Below are 17,872 nucleotides of genomic sequence, written 5' to 3'. Positions count from 1 at the left end.
GAAACCAGCCGCGCGTCCGGCGCATCCTAGAGGGGAGACCTCTGACCGAGCCTGCAGTGAGGATCCCCAGTGGAGCTGCTGACCGGGTTGGGGCTGGCGTCGTCGGCCGGCCTCAACGCCTACATTCCCCTGTTGATGGCCGGCGTGCTGGCCCGCTACACCGACTGGTTCCCCTTGGGGGCCGGCTGGGAGTGGTTGGCCAACCCCGCCGTCCTGATCGTGCTCGGAGTGCTCCTGGCCGTCGAGTTCCTGGCCGACAAGATTCCCGGGGTCGACAGCGTCAACGATGTGCTCCAGACCGTCATCCGTCCCACCGCGGGCGGGATCACCTTCGGAGCCGGAGCGAGCACCCTTACCGCAGCGGACCCGGTGACCACCGACACCGTCACCGCAGCCGCCGCCGGCGGGGGCGAGGGCACGATGACGTGGGTGTTCGTCATCGTCGGCGCGATCGTCGCGCTGCTCTTCCACACACTCAAGGCACTGGTCCGACCGCTCGTCAACACGGTCACGGTCGGGATCGGCGCCCCGGTCGCCAGCGTGGTCGAGGACGTGGCCAGCTTTTTCATGGCGGCTCTCGCCATCCTGCTGCCACTGCTCATCGTGCTCCTGATCCCGCTGATCGCGATGGGCGGCGTACTGCTGCTGCGCAGGGGCAGGCGCAGGCGCGCGGAGCGGGCGGCGACCGCCTGACACCCGCCTCCGTGCGGCTTCGTCAACGGCTCGTACAGTTGTCAGAGTGGCAATCAATACAACGTTCCCCCCGACCGGCGTCCAGCACATCGTCTGGGACTGGAACGGAACGCTTCTCGACGACAACCACGCCAACCTCGCAGCGGTCAACCGGATCTGCGCCGACTTCGGGCGTGCGCCGATCGATCTGGACTTCTGGCGGTCCAGTTTTCGCCGACCCCTCATCCCCTGCTACGAGGAACTGATCGGACGGGCCTTCCGCGAAGGGGAGTGGGAGCGCGTCAACACGATGTACGACCGCTTCTACCTGGAGCACCTGGAGAGCTGCGAGCTGGCGGAAGGCGTCGTCGACACCCTGCTGGCCTGGTCGACCGGTGGACGCACCCAGTCGCTGCTGTCGATGGCCTCACACGACCACCTCGTGCCGCTCATCGACCAACGCGGCCTGACCGTCCATTTCACCCGGGTGGACGGCCGCCGCTACGACACCGAGGGCGACTCCAAAGCAGCCCACCTCATCGAACACCTGGTCGCCCAGGACATCGATCCGGCCACGACAGTGCTCATCGGGGACATCGACGACGACGCCCGTGCGGCCCAGGAGGCCGGTGCGCACTCCGTCCTGGTCGCCACCGGGCTCATGACCCGCGAGCGACTGGAAGCCACCGGTAGCCCGGTCGCGAGTTCGGTCGCCCAGGCGGTCCGCCTGCTGGGCGGCTGACCTCCACGACACGACGCGGGCGGCGCCTCCTGCATGGAGGCGCCGCCCGCGGTTTCCGGGTGCTTCGGGACTAGCCCAGCGCGACCTTGCTGGCCGCGGTGAAGCGCTGCTGAACGTCGGCCCAGTTGACGACGTTCCAGAACGCCTTCACGTAGTCGGCCTTGACGTTCTTGTACTGCAGGTAGAACGCGTGCTCCCACATGTCCAGGAGCAGCAGCGGGTAGGAGCCCGCGGCGAGGTTGCCCTGGTGGTCGTAGAGCTGCTCGATGATGAGGCGCTGGCCGAGGATGTCCCAGGCCAGGATCGCCCAGCCGGATCCCTGGATGCCGGTGGCGGCGGCGTTGAAGTGCGCGCGGAAGGCATCGAAGGAGCCGAAGGCGTCATCAATGGCCGCGGCCAGTTCGCCTTCGGGCTTGTCCCCGCCGTCGGGGGACAGGTTCGGCCAGAACACGCTGTGGTTCACGTGGCCGGCCAGGTTGAAGGCCAGGTTCTTCTGCAGCAGGTTGACGGAGCCCAGGCTCTCCTTGTCCCGAGCCTCCGCCAGCTGCTCCAGGGCGTCGTTGGTGCCCTTCACGTAAGCAGCGTGGTGCTTGTCGTGGTGGAGCTCCATGATCTGGCCGGAGATCCACGGCTCAAGGGCCGCGTAGTCGTAGGGCAGTTCAGGAAGCGAGTACGGCGCGGACATATGCGCACCTTCCGATCTCGAAAAGACTGTTGTGGAAAACCTGCGAGTGATCGCTGGAAAAAAGCTATCAGCAGCAGAGGGGCCCGATCAGTGCCGCCCTGATTACAGGTCCGGCCGGGAATAACCCGGCCCCTCGATCGCACTACCCGGCGCAGGGCGGCCTAAGCGCACCACCGCGGGTGCGCCGGCCTTACGCCGCCGCATCGAATCCGCTGCCGTTCCAGGTGGTGCGCGCGCACGCCACCCCCCACGCGCCCTTGCGCTTCAAGATGTCGTAGATGTGCATACGCGGAATCCTGGAAGAGACCCCGTACCCCGAGGGCCAGGTGATCGCCCAGTCCATGTCCAGGTCGACCAGAAGTTCCAGGAGGCGGGCGATCGTCGGGTCGTCCAGGCGCTCGAACGCCTCGTCCAGCAGCACCAGACGCAACGTGCCGTCGATGTCTGCTTCGAGCGCGTCGTAGAAGGCGGCACTCGCCGCGAACAGCGTCACGTAGGACACCAGCCGGGTCTCGCCCGAGGACAGCTGGCGCATGCGCCGGTCACGGGCCTGGCCGTCCGGACCGATGTCGTGCACCCGGACCCGGTAGGCGTACCACGCGCGGTAGTCCAACGCTCCGGTCAGCACCTCGGCGTATCCGGAGCTGCGGCCCTCGTCGCGAGTGGTGCGGATGCGGTCCATCAACGCGCGCCGCAGCCGCTCGTTCTCCTCGGGAGAGCGTTGGGCCGCGGACTTCTTCGCCAAGGCGAACGCCGACCGCTCGGCGGGGTCCAGATGGGTAGCCGGCTCCCACGTCAGCTCGACGCGTACTCCCTGGCTGGAGTGCGCGCTGGTCAGCACCGTGTTCATCCGCCGGGTGAGGCTCTCCGCAGCCGCGATCTGACGGCGCAGTTCCTCGGCGATATCGCTGAGCAGGTAGTCCTCGAAGATCTGCTCCTCGCGGCCGGTCAGGTTCGACTCCGCCTCCTCCAGCCGTGCGAGCGTCAGGCGCGCGGTGGCCGCCACGGGTGCGGTTCCCGACTCCTCGCTGACGGTCACCGTCAGGATCCCGTGCCGGGGATGGCGATCCGCCTGCACGTCGTGGGTGCCGCTGAGCGCCGACTGCAGGGTGTGGATCCGGGTGAGCAGGTCGCGCTCCAGAGCCGCGGGGTCGCCGGGCGGCTCACCCTCCGACAGGGCGTCGGTCAGCGCCGTGCGCAGCTCCGCACGCTCGAACGGGGGGTCGACCTGTTCGGTGGCGGCCTCCCAGACGCCGGCGACCCCTGCCGCGTCGGTGAGGGCGTCCTCGGCGTCGGACACCTTGCCCAGTAGGCCGTCTGCCCCCTCGATCCGCATCCGGGCGGCCTCCAGCCGCCCCTCCAGTTCCTTGGAGGTGTCGCGCAGCGTGTCGTAGTGGTCGAAGACCTTCGGGGACTCGTCCTTGAGCCGGTCGCGCTCCTCGGCCAGTGCGCGCACCCGCAGGGCGACCTCCTCGGCGTCGTGGCCCAGGGTGGAGCGGAGCGTCTCCAGGGCCGCGTGCGCCTCCGAATGGCGCCGGTGCGCCTCCAGCGCGGCCGTCTCCGCGTCACGACGCCCCGAACAGGTGGTCGCGTGGTCCTCGCGCGCCGCGCGCACCCCCTCCAGCGCCTCGGGGTAGTCACGTGCAAGCAGACCGGAACACTGCTCCAATGCGCTCGTGGCGGTGCGGGCCTCCTCGCACAGCGCGGCCAGTGTCTCGGCGTCCTCGGCGACACCCAGGTCGCCGCAGGAGCGCCGATGGGCGGCACGGTCCGCCGTGAACTCCGCCCGCTCGCGGGCGTGCTCCGCCTCGGCCCTCTCGGCGTCCGCGGCCGCGCGTCGGGCCGCGGAGCGGGCGGTACGGGCCTCCACGTGCGCCGTGAGCAGCGTGCCGGTGCCGGGGAACGCCGTCAGCCAGGACTCCCACGCACGTTCCAGCGCCTCGGCGTGTGCGAGGTGGGCCGCGTGTTCCTCCACCAGGCCCGCGGCCTCGGCAACCCGTTCCTGCAACGCCGCGATCCGGCGGCGGCGCACCGCCTCCCGCGCACCCGCCCCGATGTGCTCGGCCTCGTCCTTCGCGTGCCGCCCGTGCAGTACCCCCGCACGCCACCGGCCGTCACCGTCGGCCGAGAGGGTGAGGCCGCCTGCTCCGTCGCCGCTCAACGGGATCGAGCGCAGCAGTGCGCGCACCGTCTCCTCGGAGACGACCGGTTCGTCGCCACCGGCCGGGCGCAGCAGATCGGCCAGGGACGGGCCCGACACCGGTTCCCCGGGGACCGCCCAGGTGTCGAGGTCGTCATCGGGAAGTCCTGCGCGGGGGACCCACGCGTTCAGCAGGCCGCTGGCCTGGAGGGCGGCCTCCAGTGCTGCCCTCCGCTCAGCGGGGAGGTCCGCTGCGAAGTCCACCGCTCGGTAGAACGGAAGCCCCTCCCCGGCCGCGCGCCGTGCCCTGGTCAGTTCGGGGTCGGGCAGTGCGACCTCCACGGCCGAGCGCAACTCGACGAGCTCGGCCTCCAGCGCCGCGTGTACGTCGTGTGCGTCGGCGCGGCGCTGCTGTGCGGCCAGTACCGACTGCTGGACCGCGCGCGCAGCCGGTTGCAGCGTCGCGCGGGCCCTACGCTCGGCGTCACCGAAGGACTCGGGATCGGCGGCCACGGCGGCGGTCTCCGGAGCCTGGTCCAGCTCCGGTGCGTCCGTTCCAGGGGCGGGGGCCGGGCGCTTGCCGCGCCACTCGCGCACGGCGTCGGTCCATTCCCCGGCGGCCGTGTCCACCTGCTCCTGGGTCTGGCGGGACCGTTGCGCCGCGTCAGCGGACTCCTCGGCCGCCCGCTCCGCTGCCGCACCGAGTTGCCGTACACGGTCGGCATGCTCGGTGAGGCGCTGCGCCCGGGCGCGCAGCCCCGTCAGCAATGGACCGCGTTCGCCGACAGCCCGTGCAGCGGCCTCGATCCGTCCGGCGACCCGTCCGGCCTCCTCGACCAGTGAGGGAACGTCCACCGCCGGGGGCAACGGACGTCGCACCTCCTCCGCCGGTGCGCCAGGGTCGGCACACAGCAGTACCCGGGCGGTCTCTCCGCGCGGCGAGGTCTTTGGCACCAGCGCCGATGTGTCGCCCAGAGGCGCCCCGAGGCCCACTGACGACAGTGATTCGCGGGCCGCTCCCGCTGCGCCGCGCACCGACTCCCCGGCACGGCGGACCGTGGCCGCCGCGCGGTGCAGGGCCGCCACCGACTGTTCCTCTGCCGTGCGCAACTCGGCCGCGTGGCGCAGCGCCCCCTCGGCATTGCGGCGCTGGGAGGCCACCGTCTCCGCCTTGTCGTCGAGGTCCCCCAGCGCCCGGTAGGCGTCAGAGGACTTCAACGCGTCCAGTTCCGCCTGCACGACCTCGCGCCGCTCCGTCAGGGCGTCGCGGTCGGCGCGGGCCTTCTCGCTGTGCTCCTCGGCCTCGGCGTGTTCGCTCTCCTGCTTGGCATAGGCCCGGCGGGCCCGCTCCAGATCCTTCTCCGCCTTGGTCAGCACAGAGGCCCGGTCGGCGAGCACGCCGCGGGCGTATCCCCGGTACCCGGACAGGAACTCCTGCAGCGCGGTGTCGGCGACGCGCAGCCGGGCGACGTTGCGGCGCACCCCCTCCAGGTTGTCCAGGCCGTTGGCGGTGCGTACGACTACGCCGGAGTCGATGGGCGGCAGCGCGTCGGACAGCAGCTGCTCCAGCTGTCCCTGGAGGACCTTGAGGCCGATGTCGGGGTTGCGCAGGGTGCGTTGCAGATGCAGCAGGTCGGTGTAGCGCCCGCCGCCCTTGATGCCGTACACGGCCGCTGCCACCCGCTCCTGGAACGCCGCGGCCTCGTCCACCACCGCGTCCGCGCCGATATGTTCGCGCAGTCGTGCCGGGGTGATCGGCCGGTCCTGTTCCATCAGGGCGAAGTCGATGTTCACCCGCAGTGGGGTGATGAACCGCCACGAGTCGCTGACCTGACGACTCGACGCCGTGGCCTTCACCCCCACGCCGGTGGTCAGGAACTCCTCGCTGCCGTCCGCGGCCTCCCTGCGCAGTTCGACCCAGGCGTAGCCCAGCCGTGACGAGCCCTGGGTGTAGTCGTCGAGCATGAGGCGGCCCATGCTGACGGTGTCGAAGCCCTTGCAGCCCATGGTGCGCAGATCGCCGTCCAGGCACAACGGCAGCAGTAGTTCCAGGGTGCGCGATTTGCCCGAACCGTTGGTCCCCTTGAAGATGACCCGCCCGCCGGACAGGTCGAAGACCTCCTCGGTGTACTGCCAGATGTTCACCACGCCGCCCCGGTGCAGCCGCCATCGGGTGCGCGGGGTCGCCTCGCCGTCCACGTCGTCGATCCTCACTCGTATACGCCTACGTCTTGATAAGGGGTCAGAAGGAGAACAGGGATTCCTGGCCGTCGTCCAGGGGGGCGGGGGACGGGTCCTGTTCGGCCGGTGATCCCTCTTCCTCCGGAGCGTCCAGGACCGGCAGGTAGCGGCCTGCGGCCGGACTGATGGCCACGAGAGACCCGGGCAGCACCCGGGCCAGTCCCGACTCCGACAGCGCCCGCAGTACCGACCGGGCCAGTTGGCCGGGATCGCGCACGGCCTCCCGTGACCATGCCTGGGGATACCGCTGCGCGATGACCGTCACGGCCGCGGTGAAACGCGCGGTGTCGACCACCGTGGCCCCCGGGGCCCGGGCCGCCGGCTCTTTCGCGCTCGGCTCGGTACCCACCGCGGGAGTGCCGGGTGCGTCGTCGAAGAGCTCGGCCAGCGTCAAGAGCGCGACGCGCTCCACGGTGCCCGGCCCGGGGAAGGCACGGTCGGTCAGATAACCGTCGGGATCCACCGCCAGTACTCCGTCGGCGCGCGCCTCCAAGCGCAGGCCGGTGACGTCTTCCAGTAGTTCTGCCTCGCGTCCCAGGTTGCGGCGCAGCCAGTCGTGTTGGCCGGGGCTCAGATCGGCGTGGGCCACGACCGGGTCCTCGACCAGCCGCCGCCGCACGACGTGCCGGTCGTCGCCGAGCCCGGGGGAAGCGGTGACCAGTTCGCCGGGGGAATCGGCCCGCCCCAGCGGTGCGGCCACCAGATGGCCCAGCAGCTCGGGGTCCACGTCCAGCAAAGCCTCCCGGCCGGAGTCGTCGGCCCACGCGGCGACACTTCCGTCGGTTTCGGCCAGTACCCCGAGCTCGATGAGATGGCGCAGGGCGGCGGTGAGTGCACGCCGGTCCACGATTCCCGTACCCACCTCCAGGCCGGCCTCGGCGCCGGCGGCCCGCACCTCCGAGACCAGCCGCGAGAGCAGCAACTGCGTTCCGCCACCGGTCAGCACGGCCAGCACCAGCGCGAGGTAGGCGTAACCGCGCGGGGTGAACGCCGCTCCGCTGCGTTTGTGCGCGCCGCGCACACCGCCGCCCGGTCGGGGGGTCTTGTACAACCGGGCGAACGTCGGTTCCACAACGAGGCGGTAGCCCAGGTAGGCCACGAACAGGGACTGAAGCCGGTCGGCGTTGCGCCGTACACCGCTCAGCGCCTCGCCGCCGGGGCCGCCGGGGCGCAGCAGCGGGTGCCGCAGGAGGACCCGCACGTAGCGGCGCAGTTGCGCGGTCTCCAGATCGTCCAATCCGGTGAACGCGGCGCGCTCGTTTAGCCCCAGGGGACGTTCCCGGCGGTTCATCGCATCGGCTCCGTCAGTTCCAGGCGCACCTCTGTGTCGCGCAGTTCCAGGGTGCCCAGTACCGAGCCCACCCGGGCGGAGTGTCCGCGCCGCTGCTCGACGGACAGGGTCAGACCGCTGATGGGGTCGGCCGCGATCCCCCCTTCCGCAGGGGTGTCCCGGGAGGCACCGGCCAGAGCCAGCAGCTCGCAGAAGATCTCCAGGGCGTCGCCCGACAGCCGGGCCGAGGCCAGGTCCTGCGCGGAGGCCGCCAACTCGCCCACCGCGGTGTCGCGCCGGCGGCGTCGCTGCTCCTGCTCCTGGAGCAACGCGGCCCGGCCCAGCGGATCCTCGGTGACGGGGTGGATCCGCCCCGTCGCCGCGCGCTCCCCGCGGTTGCCGACGTTGACGTCCACCCGCACGCGCGCGCCCTCGGCCCAGGACCGGTCCGGCGCGGCTGCGTCGTCCTCGTTGCACAGTGCCAGGTGGCGGGCGGAGAACAGGCCGAACGCGCTCGTGTAGAGGTCGTGCGCGGCCTCGGGCGATGCCTCGTCGAACCACGAGGCCAGAGTCAACAGGTCGCGTCGGCGGCCAGGGTCCACCCCGCCCACCCCGCTGACCCGTTTGACATTGGTCAGCAGCGCGGTGATCGCCCTGCTGGTGGCGTCGCGCAACGCGCTCACCTCGGAGGGGCGCCCCGGACGGCCGACGAACCAGTCGGCCAGGCCGTCCCAGTCCGAGGCACGCCGCCCGGGAGCCCGTTCCATCAGCTCGGGTTGGACAGCGGGCCCGGGCCGCGTCGCGAAGCGGGGGAGGGCCGACGAGGAGGAGAGGTCGTCGCCACGCGCGCCCAGCAGGTCCAGCAGGTCCGTACGGCAGCGCTCCAGCGCGCCCAGGCGGTCCACGATCGGTTCGGAGTGGCGCAGCACGTCTTTGGCGATCAGCTCCACGTATTCCAAAAGCATGTGCTTGAAGCCCGACATCTCGGCCGGGGCGAGGTCGTAGCGTGCGATGACCGAGCCGAGGTAGGCGTAGAAGTCGCGGACGGCTGCGGCGAACTCGTCGTGTTGCAGGAACAAGGTGGTGACGTGACGGGCGAGGTCCTCGCGCAGCCGTCGCGCGGTGCCGTCGGCGCCGCTGCGTTCCACGGTGCGGATCTCGCCGACCGTGTGCTGGATCGCCGCCAGGCCCTGTTCGATGGCCGGCAGCAGTTCCCGGGAGACTTCGCGAGCGCCCTCGGCCACCGCGAGGACCCCGTCGACCTCGCGCTGCACCCGCGTTGCGAGTTTGGACACCTGGTAGCGCATCCGGCTCTGGGTGAACTCCGCGATCGTGGCGACCGGCTCGCGCCGACCGGGAACCAGGTTGCCCCACTTGGCCAGCTGCTCCAGGCGGTCGACGACCGTCTCCAACCGGGACTCGCCCGGCTCCACCTCACCACGCCTCTCGGCCTCGGCGAGTGCGGCGGCGACTTCACCCGCGCCGAGGTCGGCCAGCAGGGTGGACGTGAACAGTCGCATGATCGCGATGTAACCGCGCCGCTCGCGCGCGGTCAGGTAGCTGTAGAGTCCCAGCCGGGTGAGCGGGTCGTCGGATCCGCGGAAACCGGTCTCGGCAGGACCGTCCGACAGGTCGTCCTCTGTGCGGGGGGTGTGGTCGGCTTGACTAGGCATGACCCGCCCCAACTTAGTCCCTCCGGCGACTGTTTCCTGCTGCTTCTGCCGACGGACTACGGCAAGGCCTCACCCTTGGACGAGCTGTTCCAGGCGCTGGGCCGACAACCCCAGGTAGTTGGAGATGTCGTTGGCGCTCAGTCCCGCGTCCGTCAGGCCGTACACGGCCTCCTTGGTTTTCGCGGCTGCGCCCCGCATCGCCTCGTCGGCGGTGTGCAGCGCCCGTCTCGCCTCCACCGCGAGCTGGTCGAGGTCGTCACTGACGTGGGGGACCAGGTCCAAGTGGATCGTGCGCTCGTCCCGCTCCAACTGGGTGGCGATGAACTCCCGGGCCCGCGACTCGGCGTCGCCCAGGGACGGCGACCAGGTGACCCCGACGTCGGTGACGCGGAGTTCCCAGCCGTTCTCCCACTTGCGGGCCTGCACCTCGTACAGCGCCACGGGTTCCCTCCTTCAGGGGTTTGTGTCGAACGCCAATCATCCCGGACGTCCGACCGGCCAAGCAAGGCCACCGATAAGAGATTGCAAGAAAGCAATCACGCAATGTGTTCTCTTGTGAATTATGGGCCCGTTCACTCGTGGGCGACGACCGCTGCGGTGAGCTCGTCCACGGTGATACGGCCTGTGTAGGAGGCGGTCGCCGACGTCTCTACCAGGTAGAGACGCTCCACCGCCACCGGTTGGGACAATGCGGCCGGAATGGGAATTTCGGCCTGTTGCCAGCCGGACCAGGTGACGCGCGGGCCGTACAGTGTGCGCTGTTGACCGTCCTCGTCCGACACCGTGACCGCGAGCCGTGCGCCCTGCCCGTCGCCCGACACCCACAGTCGAAGCATCGAAGCCGTCGACCCGACCCGCAGTGGTGCCGGCGGGTGGGCGTAGGCGGCTCGCGTGGCATCCGACCCGGAGAAGTCGTACGACAACGCCAACCCCAGCCCCGTGCGGCCGGCCGTCGGCTCGGTGCGTGCCTGTCCGCGGGCCGCACGCGCGGTCCAGTCGGCCGCGTCCTCGAAGTCGGCCAGGACACGATCGACCGAGCCGATGCTCACCGGTATCCGTACGCTCGCCGGTCCCGTGCTCAGCCGGATCGCGCCCGAACCGTTCCCGGCCACGGCCGTCACCCGCAGTACTCCGGCTTCCTCGGGCGTCACCCGGACCAGCTCCGGGTCGTGGTCCACGGTGATGTCGTCCGTCTCGATCGGCGCCCGGGTCCCGTCCGGCGCCACCCCCGACAGCACGAGCACGACCGAGGACGCCGCATCCGCCAGCCCGATCTCCTCCCTGCTGGGCTCCAGCCGCTCGGGTCCTTTCAGGACCTCCAACTGGAGCCCGCCCCGTGCCCGCCCCATATCGGCGCCGACCGTCACCCGGCCGGGGGCGCCGGCCCGCAGGACTCCGTCCGCGACCGTCCCCGAATCGGCTGCCCACACCACCGGGTGCCCGCTCGGCCCGGCCGGGCCGAACCCCTCGTCGTAGGGGTCCGCAGCCAGCCGTCGGGTCAGCCCGGTGAACACCCGGTGCGGGTCGGCCTGCTCGGGCAGGGCGGACCCCGGTGCGGGGCGCTGCTCCACGGCCGGACGCACCCACAGCCCGCGCGCCGTCCCGCTGCCCTGCGGGGCGTACACCGCCAGACTGTTGGGTACGGCGCGCTCGCCCTCACCGGTGCGGTTCTCCACCCGGATCGGTCCACCAGGGGTCCGCGCGGCCAGGGTCGCCGAACCCCCGCCGTCGAGTTCCAGGCCCGACCACGCCCCCGACTCCAGCAGCCGCTCGCCCATCTCGCGCAATGTCGCGCCCCGTGTACCGGGACGGCGGCCGTCGGCGGTGATCCACCACATCTGCCGCCCGTCGGCGGAGAAGCCCACCGCGGTGCGGGGGTGGCGGACCGTGGCGTCCACGTCGGCGATCCGGCCCTCGCGCACCAGGACGTGGCGCCCACCGATCGCGGTGTGGACGACGCCGCCTCCGGCTCGGATGTCCCACTCCACGGTCACCGGGTCGCCCGTGCGCAACCGGGCCAGCCGGTCGGCCCCCGCTTCCCTGCCCAGCAGGACGGTCGTACCGGCAGGGATCGGGGCGTTCCCTGCGTGCTGGTTCGCCTCGGCCACCCGCCCTTGAGTCACCGTCACTTCGTAGACCCGGCCCGCGTCCCGTACCGCCCGTGCCCGCGGGGAGTCGCCCCACAGTTCGGTGAACGCCCCGATCCCGTTCTCCGGTACTTCGTGGCTGTTCAGCCGGTCCAGGGCCACGTTTCCCCCGGGAAGCCCGATCGTGCCGGTGAAGTCCAGTTCGGCGATCCGGCCGGTGCCGTCGGCGTCGAACACGGCAGCGCTCCGCCAGTGCGTCGCGGGAGACTTCACCACCGTTGCGTCCCTCACAGCCCCACCCAGCGGGGCCGATGACCCGCCCAGGTCGAAGAAGTCGCCGTTGACGGCGGCCACCGCCCCCGCGGCCCGGGCCCGCTGCGCGACCGGTTCGGCGTGGGCGACCACTCCCGAGTCCAGGTAGCCCACCCGGACGTCGCCGGACAACTCCACACCGAGTTCGGTGAAGCGCTGGGCGCTCCCGATCCCGGCGGAGTCGACAACGGTGAGGACCACGCCGGGGGCGACCGGATGGGAGCGTTGCTCGGCTACCGGGCTCCGACCCGCTCCGCACAGCCCCGCGACGAGTACCGGAACCAGCAGGGCGACAGCGAAGCGCGTGGGCATGGCGGGGTCCTCGGGTTGTGTCCGGACCGGCGAACCCGATCGACCGTCACGCAAAGTAACAGAAGTGGCGCGCTGGGTCGTCGGAAATTCGTGTGGCGGATGTGCGCTGTGTGTTTGACACGTTGCGCGATGTAAAGAAAAACCCGTCATCACAACGTTGCGAAACAGTTCTGTCACACGCGTTGACAGTCCTGAAACCGATCGTTTCTAGGGTCACACCAATCGCTGTGGTCGATCCGGGCTCGCAGAGCCGGAGAAGGACCCGGTGAGGGTGCGAAGACGAGAAAAAGGGGGCCGGTCGATGCGCGAGACCCCGACGCATCACACCCTTCGGCACCGGCGCGGCCCCCCGACAGACGCGGATCAGCGGGGCTCGGCGCCAGACGGTGCGGACCGCCTCGAAACCGCGCCCCCGCAGGGTCGCGGCAACCAGCACTCGTCGCGTCCGCGCCGGGTGTTCGACAGCTGAGGAGCACCATGACCCGCTCGGCCAAGGCGACCGTGCGCCCCTTCAAGGTCCCCGTCATCGACATCACCCGCTGGGAGATGGGGTCGGCCCGCTACCGGGCCGCCATCGCAGCCCAAGTGGACGCTGCCGCAAGCAACATCGGGTTCATGCAGTTCACCGGGCACGGGGTTCCCGAATCCGCCATTCACGGCCTCGGTCTGGCCCTCGACTCCTTCTTCGACCAACCGCTCCCCGCCAAGCGTGCCGCCCAAGGGCCCTCGGCAGGAATCGCCCGTGGTTACAGTCCGCCCAGCACCGAACGGCCCGCCTACAGCCTCGGTGCCCGATCCCCGGGCGACCTGTTCGAGGCGTTCACCGTCGGAACCCAAGCCAGCGACCACCGCGACCGCGCCCTCCCCGCTACGGACTACCCCGAGAACATCTGGCCGGTCGGACTCCCGCGATTCCGTCCCCAGGTGATGACCTGGTTCGAAGCCGCGCAGAACGTGGCACGCCGCCTCACCCGGATCTTTGCCGTCTCCCTCGACCTTCCCGAAGGCTTCTTCCACACCTATACAGGCCATTCCCTGGACGCCCTGCGACTCAGCAGCGGTCCGGTCGTACCCGACGACCCGGCCGAGCCGGACCGTCCCGCCATGGGGGCGCACACCGATTTCGGCATCCTCACCGTGCTGTGGAGCGATCCGGTCAACGCCCTGCAGATCATGGACCACGAGGGGCGTTGGCAGAACGTGCTACCGGAGCCGGGGGCGCTGGTGGTCAATCTCGGCGACCTGATGGCCAGATGGACCAACGACCGCTGGGTCTCTGCCGTCCACCGGGTCGCCAGTCCCACGGATACCCGTGGCCACGCGGCTCGGCGCCGCTCCGCGGCGTTCTTTCACGGCGGTAATTTCGACGCCCTGGTCACCGCATTGCCCAGTTGCGTCGACTCCGCCCATCCCGCCAAGTACCCCCCGGTCACGATCGCCGGCCACATCAGCCAGAGCCGAGGCGGCCTCGACGCGGCGGGTCCAAAGATCAGTCGGTCCCGTCGCTGGTGAGCGAGGTCGAGCGCACCGCCATCCCCCACACGGCACGCTCGTCCACCTCATAGCCGAGCCCGGGCTGGGTGAGAGGAATCGCCGCGATGCCGTCGTGGGGACGCACTGAGGGCGTCACCAGGTCGCGGGTGAAACGGGCCCCTGCCCCCGGCATCTCGCAGGGCAGATCTATTCCGGGCAGGGAAGCGAGCGCCACGATCGATGCCCTGCCCACTCCCGTTTCCAGATCGGAACCGCACCACACCCGCCATCCGGCGTCCGCCGCACGATCGTGTGCACGCCGTGCCGGTGTGAGCCCACCCATCCGGGCGACCCGCAGATTCAGCACCGAGCCCGCCTCCAAGCGGATCGCCTCGTCCAGGCGCTCCAACGAGTCGATCGAGCCGTCCAGCGCCACCGGGGTCCGCAGCTCCTGCCGGAGCCGGGCGTGCGCGTGCAGGTCGGGGGCCGCGAACGGCTGCTCGATGGCCAACAGGCCGTACTCGTCCAATGCGCGCAGTGCGGCCAGGTGCTCGGGCGCCTCGGTGTAGCGTCCGCGCCCGTCCACCTGGAGCACCAGATACGGGAACACCTCCTGCACGGCGCGCACCACGTCCACGTCCCAGCCCGGTTCGACCTCCAGCCGGATCCGTTTGCAGCCGCTTCCGATCTGCCGGTTCACCTCGTGCACCAGCGACTCCAGCGAGGGCTGGCGGCCCAGTGTCACGCCGGTGGTCACCGCGGTACGCGAGCCGCCAAGAGCGTGCGCCAGGGGTGTCCCGCGCTGTCTGCTCCACAGATCCCAGCACGCGGTGTCCAAAGCCGACTCCACCGCCGCAAACGGCGCCAGGGACCGCCAGGCGAGAGAGACCTCGGTGGGGCGGTGCCAGTTGTGCTCCAGCAGCGCGGGCGCGAAACGTTCGGTCAGCGCGTGCCAGGCGGCGTCGTCGGCCCCGGGGGCCTCACCCCAGCCGATCACCCCCGAACCGTCGCGCACCCGCACCAGGATGTGGCGGGCGAATCGTCCGCGCTCACGTTCGGCACGGTGGCGCGGACGGGGATGAGCCAGGGGCAGCCGCACCAGGGCTGCCTCGACGGCGACGACCCGGGTGAGCGTGGTCGGCTCCGTGCGTGCCACTGGGCCATCGCCTCCAAGGGATTGCGAATAGGGGGCCGAAACGCCCCGGCCCTATTCGACGGTATCCCCTCCACCCCGACCCGACTACCGGCCCGGGCACACCGATATCGCGGGGAACACCACATTATCGCGCTGCTTTTGGTGCCGATTGTGGGACTTTCCCGATAATTCGGGTGCTATTACGCGGTAAGGCGTTCCGGGCGGCCCAGGACGTCCAGGACATCGAGGCCGTGCGCCCGGGCGACAGCCTCGTTGGTCACGGCACCGTCGTGGGTGTTGAGACCCAGAGCCAGCGACCGGTCCTCCGACAGCGCCTGCCGCCAGCCCTTGTCGGCCAACGCCACCACGTAACGCAAGGTGTCCTTGGTCAGCGCGTGCGTAGAAGTGTTGGCGACCGCGCCCGGCATGTTGGCCACGCAGTAGAACACCGTCTCGTGCACGGCGAACGTGGGGTCGGCGTGCGTGGTGGGGCGAGTGTCGGCGAAGCAGCCGCCCTGGTCCACCGCGATATCCACCAGCACGGCTCCCGGCTTCATCCGCGCGACCAATTCGTTGCTGATCAGCTTGGGAGCCTTGGCTCCGGGGATCAGTACCGCGCCGATCACCAGGTCCGCCTCCAGAGCGGCCTGCTCGACCTCGAAGGCGTTGGAAGCGACCGTCTTGACCCGCCCCTGGTAGACCGCGTCCACCTGGCGCAGCTTGTTGACGTTGAGGTCGAGAACGGTGACGTCCGCCCCCATGCCGACGGCGATCTGAGCGGCGTTCAAGCCGGACACGCCGGCCCCCAACACCGCGACCTTCGCAGGACGAACACCTGGGACACCGCCCATCAGGACGCCGCGTCCACCGTTGGGTCGTTGCAGGGTGGTGGCCCCTACCTGTGCCGCGAGCCGGCCGGCGACCTCGGACATCGGTGCCAGCAGCGGTAGCGATCCGTCGGGCAGCTGCACGGTTTCGTAGGCGATCCCGGTGACCTTGCGCTCCAGCAGGGCGTCGGTGCACGCACGTGACGCAGCCAGGTGCAGGTAGGTGAAAAGGGCCTGGCCCTCGCGCATCCGGTGGTACTCCTCGGCGACGGGCTCCTTGACCTTCAGGATGAGGTCGCCCTGCTCCCAAACCTGGTCCGCATCGTCAAGGATCCGGGCACCGGCGGTGGTGTACTCGTCATCGGTGATCGAGGAGCCGAGTCCGGCGCCGCGCTCGACGGCCACCTCGTGGCCGCGGCGGACCAGTTCGTGCACGCCCGCGGGAGTGATTGCCACTCGGTACTCGTGGTTCTTGACTTCGCGGGGGACCCCGACGCGCACTGTGTTCCTCCGATGGATCGCCGCTGGGACTGCCACTCCACTCTGAACCGGATACCCCAGACCGAGCTACCGGCACTTTGCCTGAGAAATCGCATCTCTGTTGACGAAGTGTAAAGAGTCCCCGGCCGGACCGTGAGGAACCGGTTCGCGCCCGTTGCTTGGGTACGCCCACCCCGATGCCTCGGGGGAACCCCGGCGAGCCACCCGCGCCGGTCGTCCCTCCCCGATTCGGCCCGCCTACTCAGAGCCGAATCGGGAGCAGCGGACCTCCGTGCGTCCCGCGCCCCGCGGTCGCGATGGAGTCGGAGCTGGTGGGTACCGCCATCCCCCGCAGCCAGGTACCCAGGACCCTGCCCTGCAAGCGTCGGGTGGCGTAGGGGCCGCCCTCGGTGACCGGAACCACCTGCGCGGAATCGGGATCGAAGGCCACCAGGTCGGCGTCGTAGCCGGCCTGGATGCGCCCCTTGCCGGTCAACCCGATCACCTCGGCCGGTCGTTGGGCCGTCCACAGGCTCAACCGGGCGAGGTCGAGATTGCGTCGCCGGGCCGCGGTCCACAGAGCGGGAAGCGTCCAGGGGATGGCTGCCACGCCCGTTCCGGGGCGATGACCGGAGGAAACCGAACCGACGATGTCGCCGGCGCTGTCCAGCAGGGCGCTCCACAGGGCGCCCCGATTGGCGTCGGAGCGGATCGGTGGACGGCAGCGGTAGGAAGGGTCCGTGTCGGGCACGTGCTCGGCGGGCAGGCACAGATAGTGCGGACAGGTCTGGGCGCTGATGGGGACCCCGATCGCCCGTGCAGCAGCGAGGACCGCTGCGCACTCGGCTGCGACAAAAGGTGCCACGTGTGCCCGCGTTCCGCTCACCCGGGCCGCCGCGATCACCCGTTCCAGGCCACGTCGTTCGGCCCGCGGGGGCCGAGCCGCCAGCAGCGCTGCGTTGCCCTCCCGCTCGGGGGTGTTCAACTCCCCGGAGTCTTCGGCGTGGACCAACAGGGGAACGTCCATCATCGCCAGTTCGGCCATGATCTTGCGCAATTGGATGTCGCCCAGCGGGGCGAGGTCGGGTTCGCCCCCGTCGGACAACGAGCAAGCGAACCCCAGTACTCCGTTGGCGCGCAGATCGGCGAGTTCGGCAGGGCTGCTGCGCGGGGTGATGCCACCGAGAAAGGCCACGTGCGTCGCCGACACTCCAGCTGATGCGTGCAGATGGGCGCGCAGCGCGGCGGTGGAGGTGATGGCCGGGCGAGCCGGTGCCGGGGCCACGACGATGGTGGTGACACCACCGGCAGCAGCGGCCCTGGTGGTGCGGGCATAACCCTGGGACAGCGACTGGCCCGGAGCCTGGACGGCGACGTCGATGTCCACACATCCCGGCATAAGGGCGATCTGGCCGAGATCGGTCTCGGCGGCGGCGGGGAGGTCGGCCGAGTAGTCGCCGACCGCAGCGATCCGCCCTCCGAAGACCGCGACCGCCGCGGGCCCCACCCCCATGGGGGTGACCGTGCACTGGGATCGGATGACGAGATCGAACTGGCGCATCTAGTCCCCTTTAATGGTGATCGGCCGATGCGGCGACGTGTTCCCGGGGCGCTCGGCCACGGGAGCCTTTCCGGGGCACGAACGGTTGGCGAATACCCGTTTTCGGTTTGGCGACCGTATCGCGATCCCGGTTGGCATTGCGCTAATGTCGGCAGCGCCGTCAGGCGGTGTCCTGCGGGTTTCCTATTTTTCCCAGTTGCCCTCCGGTTCGCTGGCGTTTTGTTCAAATATCTATTTGATATTTCCCAAAGCCGGTAGCTGG

Annotated in this window: 12 protein-coding genes; 3 read left to right on the top strand and 9 right to left on the bottom strand. The window is 70.4% G+C overall.

The annotated features are described in order from the left end of the window. Positions 1-69 precede the first annotated feature (69 nt). Together QSJ59_RS02640 and QSJ59_RS02635 are read left to right on the top strand one after the other, a co-directional pair. Positions 70-693, top strand: coding sequence for a DUF4126 domain-containing protein (locus QSJ59_RS02640; protein WP_285757037.1), 624 nt, complete (start codon positions 70-72; stop codon positions 691-693). A 46-nt stretch (positions 694-739) separates the two neighbouring features. Then, positions 740-1,414 carry an HAD family hydrolase gene (locus tag QSJ59_RS02635; protein WP_432707406.1) on the top strand — a complete coding sequence of 225 codons (675 nt, stop codon included), beginning with the start codon at positions 740-742 and terminating at the stop codon, positions 1,412-1,414. Between the two features lie 70 nt (positions 1,415-1,484). Here QSJ59_RS02635 and QSJ59_RS02630 read toward each other — a convergent pair whose 3' ends face one another. The 6 genes from QSJ59_RS02630 to QSJ59_RS02605 all read right to left on the bottom strand — a co-directional run bounded on the left by QSJ59_RS02630 (position 1,485) and on the right by QSJ59_RS02605 (position 12,134). After that, the gene (locus tag QSJ59_RS02630) at positions 1,485-2,099 is read right to left on the bottom strand and encodes a superoxide dismutase (RefSeq protein ID WP_285757036.1); all 615 of its coding nucleotides are present in this window, start codon (positions 2,097-2,099) and stop codon (positions 1,485-1,487) included. A gap of 190 nt (positions 2,100-2,289) precedes the next feature. Further along, positions 2,290-6,453 (bottom strand): TIGR02680 family protein, encoded by a 4,164-nt coding sequence (locus QSJ59_RS02625; RefSeq protein WP_285757035.1) that lies wholly within the window; start codon positions 6,451-6,453, stop codon positions 2,290-2,292. Between the two features lie 28 nt (positions 6,454-6,481). Next, positions 6,482-7,771: a TIGR02678 family protein gene (locus QSJ59_RS02620; protein WP_285757034.1), complete on the bottom strand. Its 1,290-nt coding sequence runs from the start codon at positions 7,769-7,771 to the stop codon at positions 6,482-6,484. Beyond that, on the bottom strand, positions 7,768-9,423 hold the full coding sequence (locus QSJ59_RS02615; RefSeq protein WP_285757033.1) for a DUF2397 domain-containing protein: 1,656 nt from the start codon (positions 9,421-9,423) through the stop codon (positions 7,768-7,770). The genes QSJ59_RS02620 and QSJ59_RS02615 overlap by 4 nt, the downstream gene beginning before the upstream one ends. Before the next feature lie 69 nt (positions 9,424-9,492). Next, positions 9,493-9,864 carry a hypothetical protein gene (locus QSJ59_RS02610; RefSeq protein ID WP_285757032.1) on the bottom strand — a complete coding sequence of 124 codons (372 nt, stop codon included), beginning with the start codon at positions 9,862-9,864 and terminating at the stop codon, positions 9,493-9,495. Positions 9,865-9,995: 131 nt separating this feature from the next. Further along, the gene (locus QSJ59_RS02605) at positions 9,996-12,134 is read right to left on the bottom strand and encodes a phosphodiester glycosidase family protein (RefSeq protein ID WP_285757031.1); all 2,139 of its coding nucleotides are present in this window, start codon (positions 12,132-12,134) and stop codon (positions 9,996-9,998) included. A gap of 477 nt (positions 12,135-12,611) precedes the next feature. On the opposite strand from QSJ59_RS02605, the gene QSJ59_RS02600 reads away from it, so the two are divergent. Further along, entirely contained in the window at positions 12,612-13,646 is a 1,035-nt protein-coding gene (locus tag QSJ59_RS02600) for an isopenicillin N synthase family dioxygenase (RefSeq protein WP_285757030.1), read from the top strand. Here the strand turns inward: QSJ59_RS02600 and menC are convergent. From menC to QSJ59_RS02585, 3 genes are all read right to left on the bottom strand, one after another. Beyond that, entirely contained in the window at positions 13,624-14,763 is a 1,140-nt protein-coding gene (gene menC / locus QSJ59_RS02595) for an o-succinylbenzoate synthase (RefSeq protein WP_285757029.1), read from the bottom strand. The genes QSJ59_RS02600 and menC overlap by 23 nt on opposite strands. 179 nt (positions 14,764-14,942) lie before the next feature. Next, positions 14,943-16,070: an alanine dehydrogenase gene (ald, locus tag QSJ59_RS02590; protein WP_285757028.1), complete on the bottom strand. Its 1,128-nt coding sequence runs from the start codon at positions 16,068-16,070 to the stop codon at positions 14,943-14,945. Between the two features lie 241 nt (positions 16,071-16,311). Continuing rightward, a complete protein-coding gene (locus tag QSJ59_RS02585; protein WP_285757027.1) occupies positions 16,312-17,610 on the bottom strand; it encodes an amidohydrolase family protein in 1,299 nt (432 codons plus the stop codon). Positions 17,611-17,872: the final 262 nt, after the last annotated feature.

It is taken from the genome of Nocardiopsis ansamitocini, assembly GCF_030268225.1.
Lineage (GTDB): Bacteria > Actinomycetota > Actinomycetes > Streptosporangiales > Streptosporangiaceae > Nocardiopsis_D > Nocardiopsis_D ansamitocini.
Note: the sequence above shows the minus strand (reverse complement) of the source record. Positions and strands in the feature narration are given on the sequence as shown.

What these genes read in the sequence shown, in the direction of transcription:
- QSJ59_RS02630 (WP_285757036.1), bottom strand. Translation starts at nt 2,099, where the DNA reads ATGTCCGCGCCGTACTCGCTTCCTGAACTGCCCTACGACTACGCGGCC.
- QSJ59_RS02620 (WP_285757034.1), bottom strand. Translation starts at nt 7,771, where the DNA reads ATGAACCGCCGGGAACGTCCCCTGGGGCTAAACGAGCGCGCCGCGTTC.
- QSJ59_RS02615 (WP_285757033.1), bottom strand. Translation starts at nt 9,423, where the DNA reads ATGCCTAGTCAAGCCGACCACACCCCCCGCACAGAGGACGACCTGTCG.
- QSJ59_RS02605 (WP_285757031.1), bottom strand. Translation starts at nt 12,134, where the DNA reads ATGCCCACGCGCTTCGCTGTCGCCCTGCTGGTTCCGGTACTCGTCGCG.
- QSJ59_RS02600 (WP_285757030.1), top strand. Translation starts at nt 12,612, where the DNA reads ATGACCCGCTCGGCCAAGGCGACCGTGCGCCCCTTCAAGGTCCCCGTC.
- QSJ59_RS02585 (WP_285757027.1), bottom strand. Translation starts at nt 17,610, where the DNA reads ATGCGCCAGTTCGATCTCGTCATCCGATCCCAGTGCACGGTCACCCCC.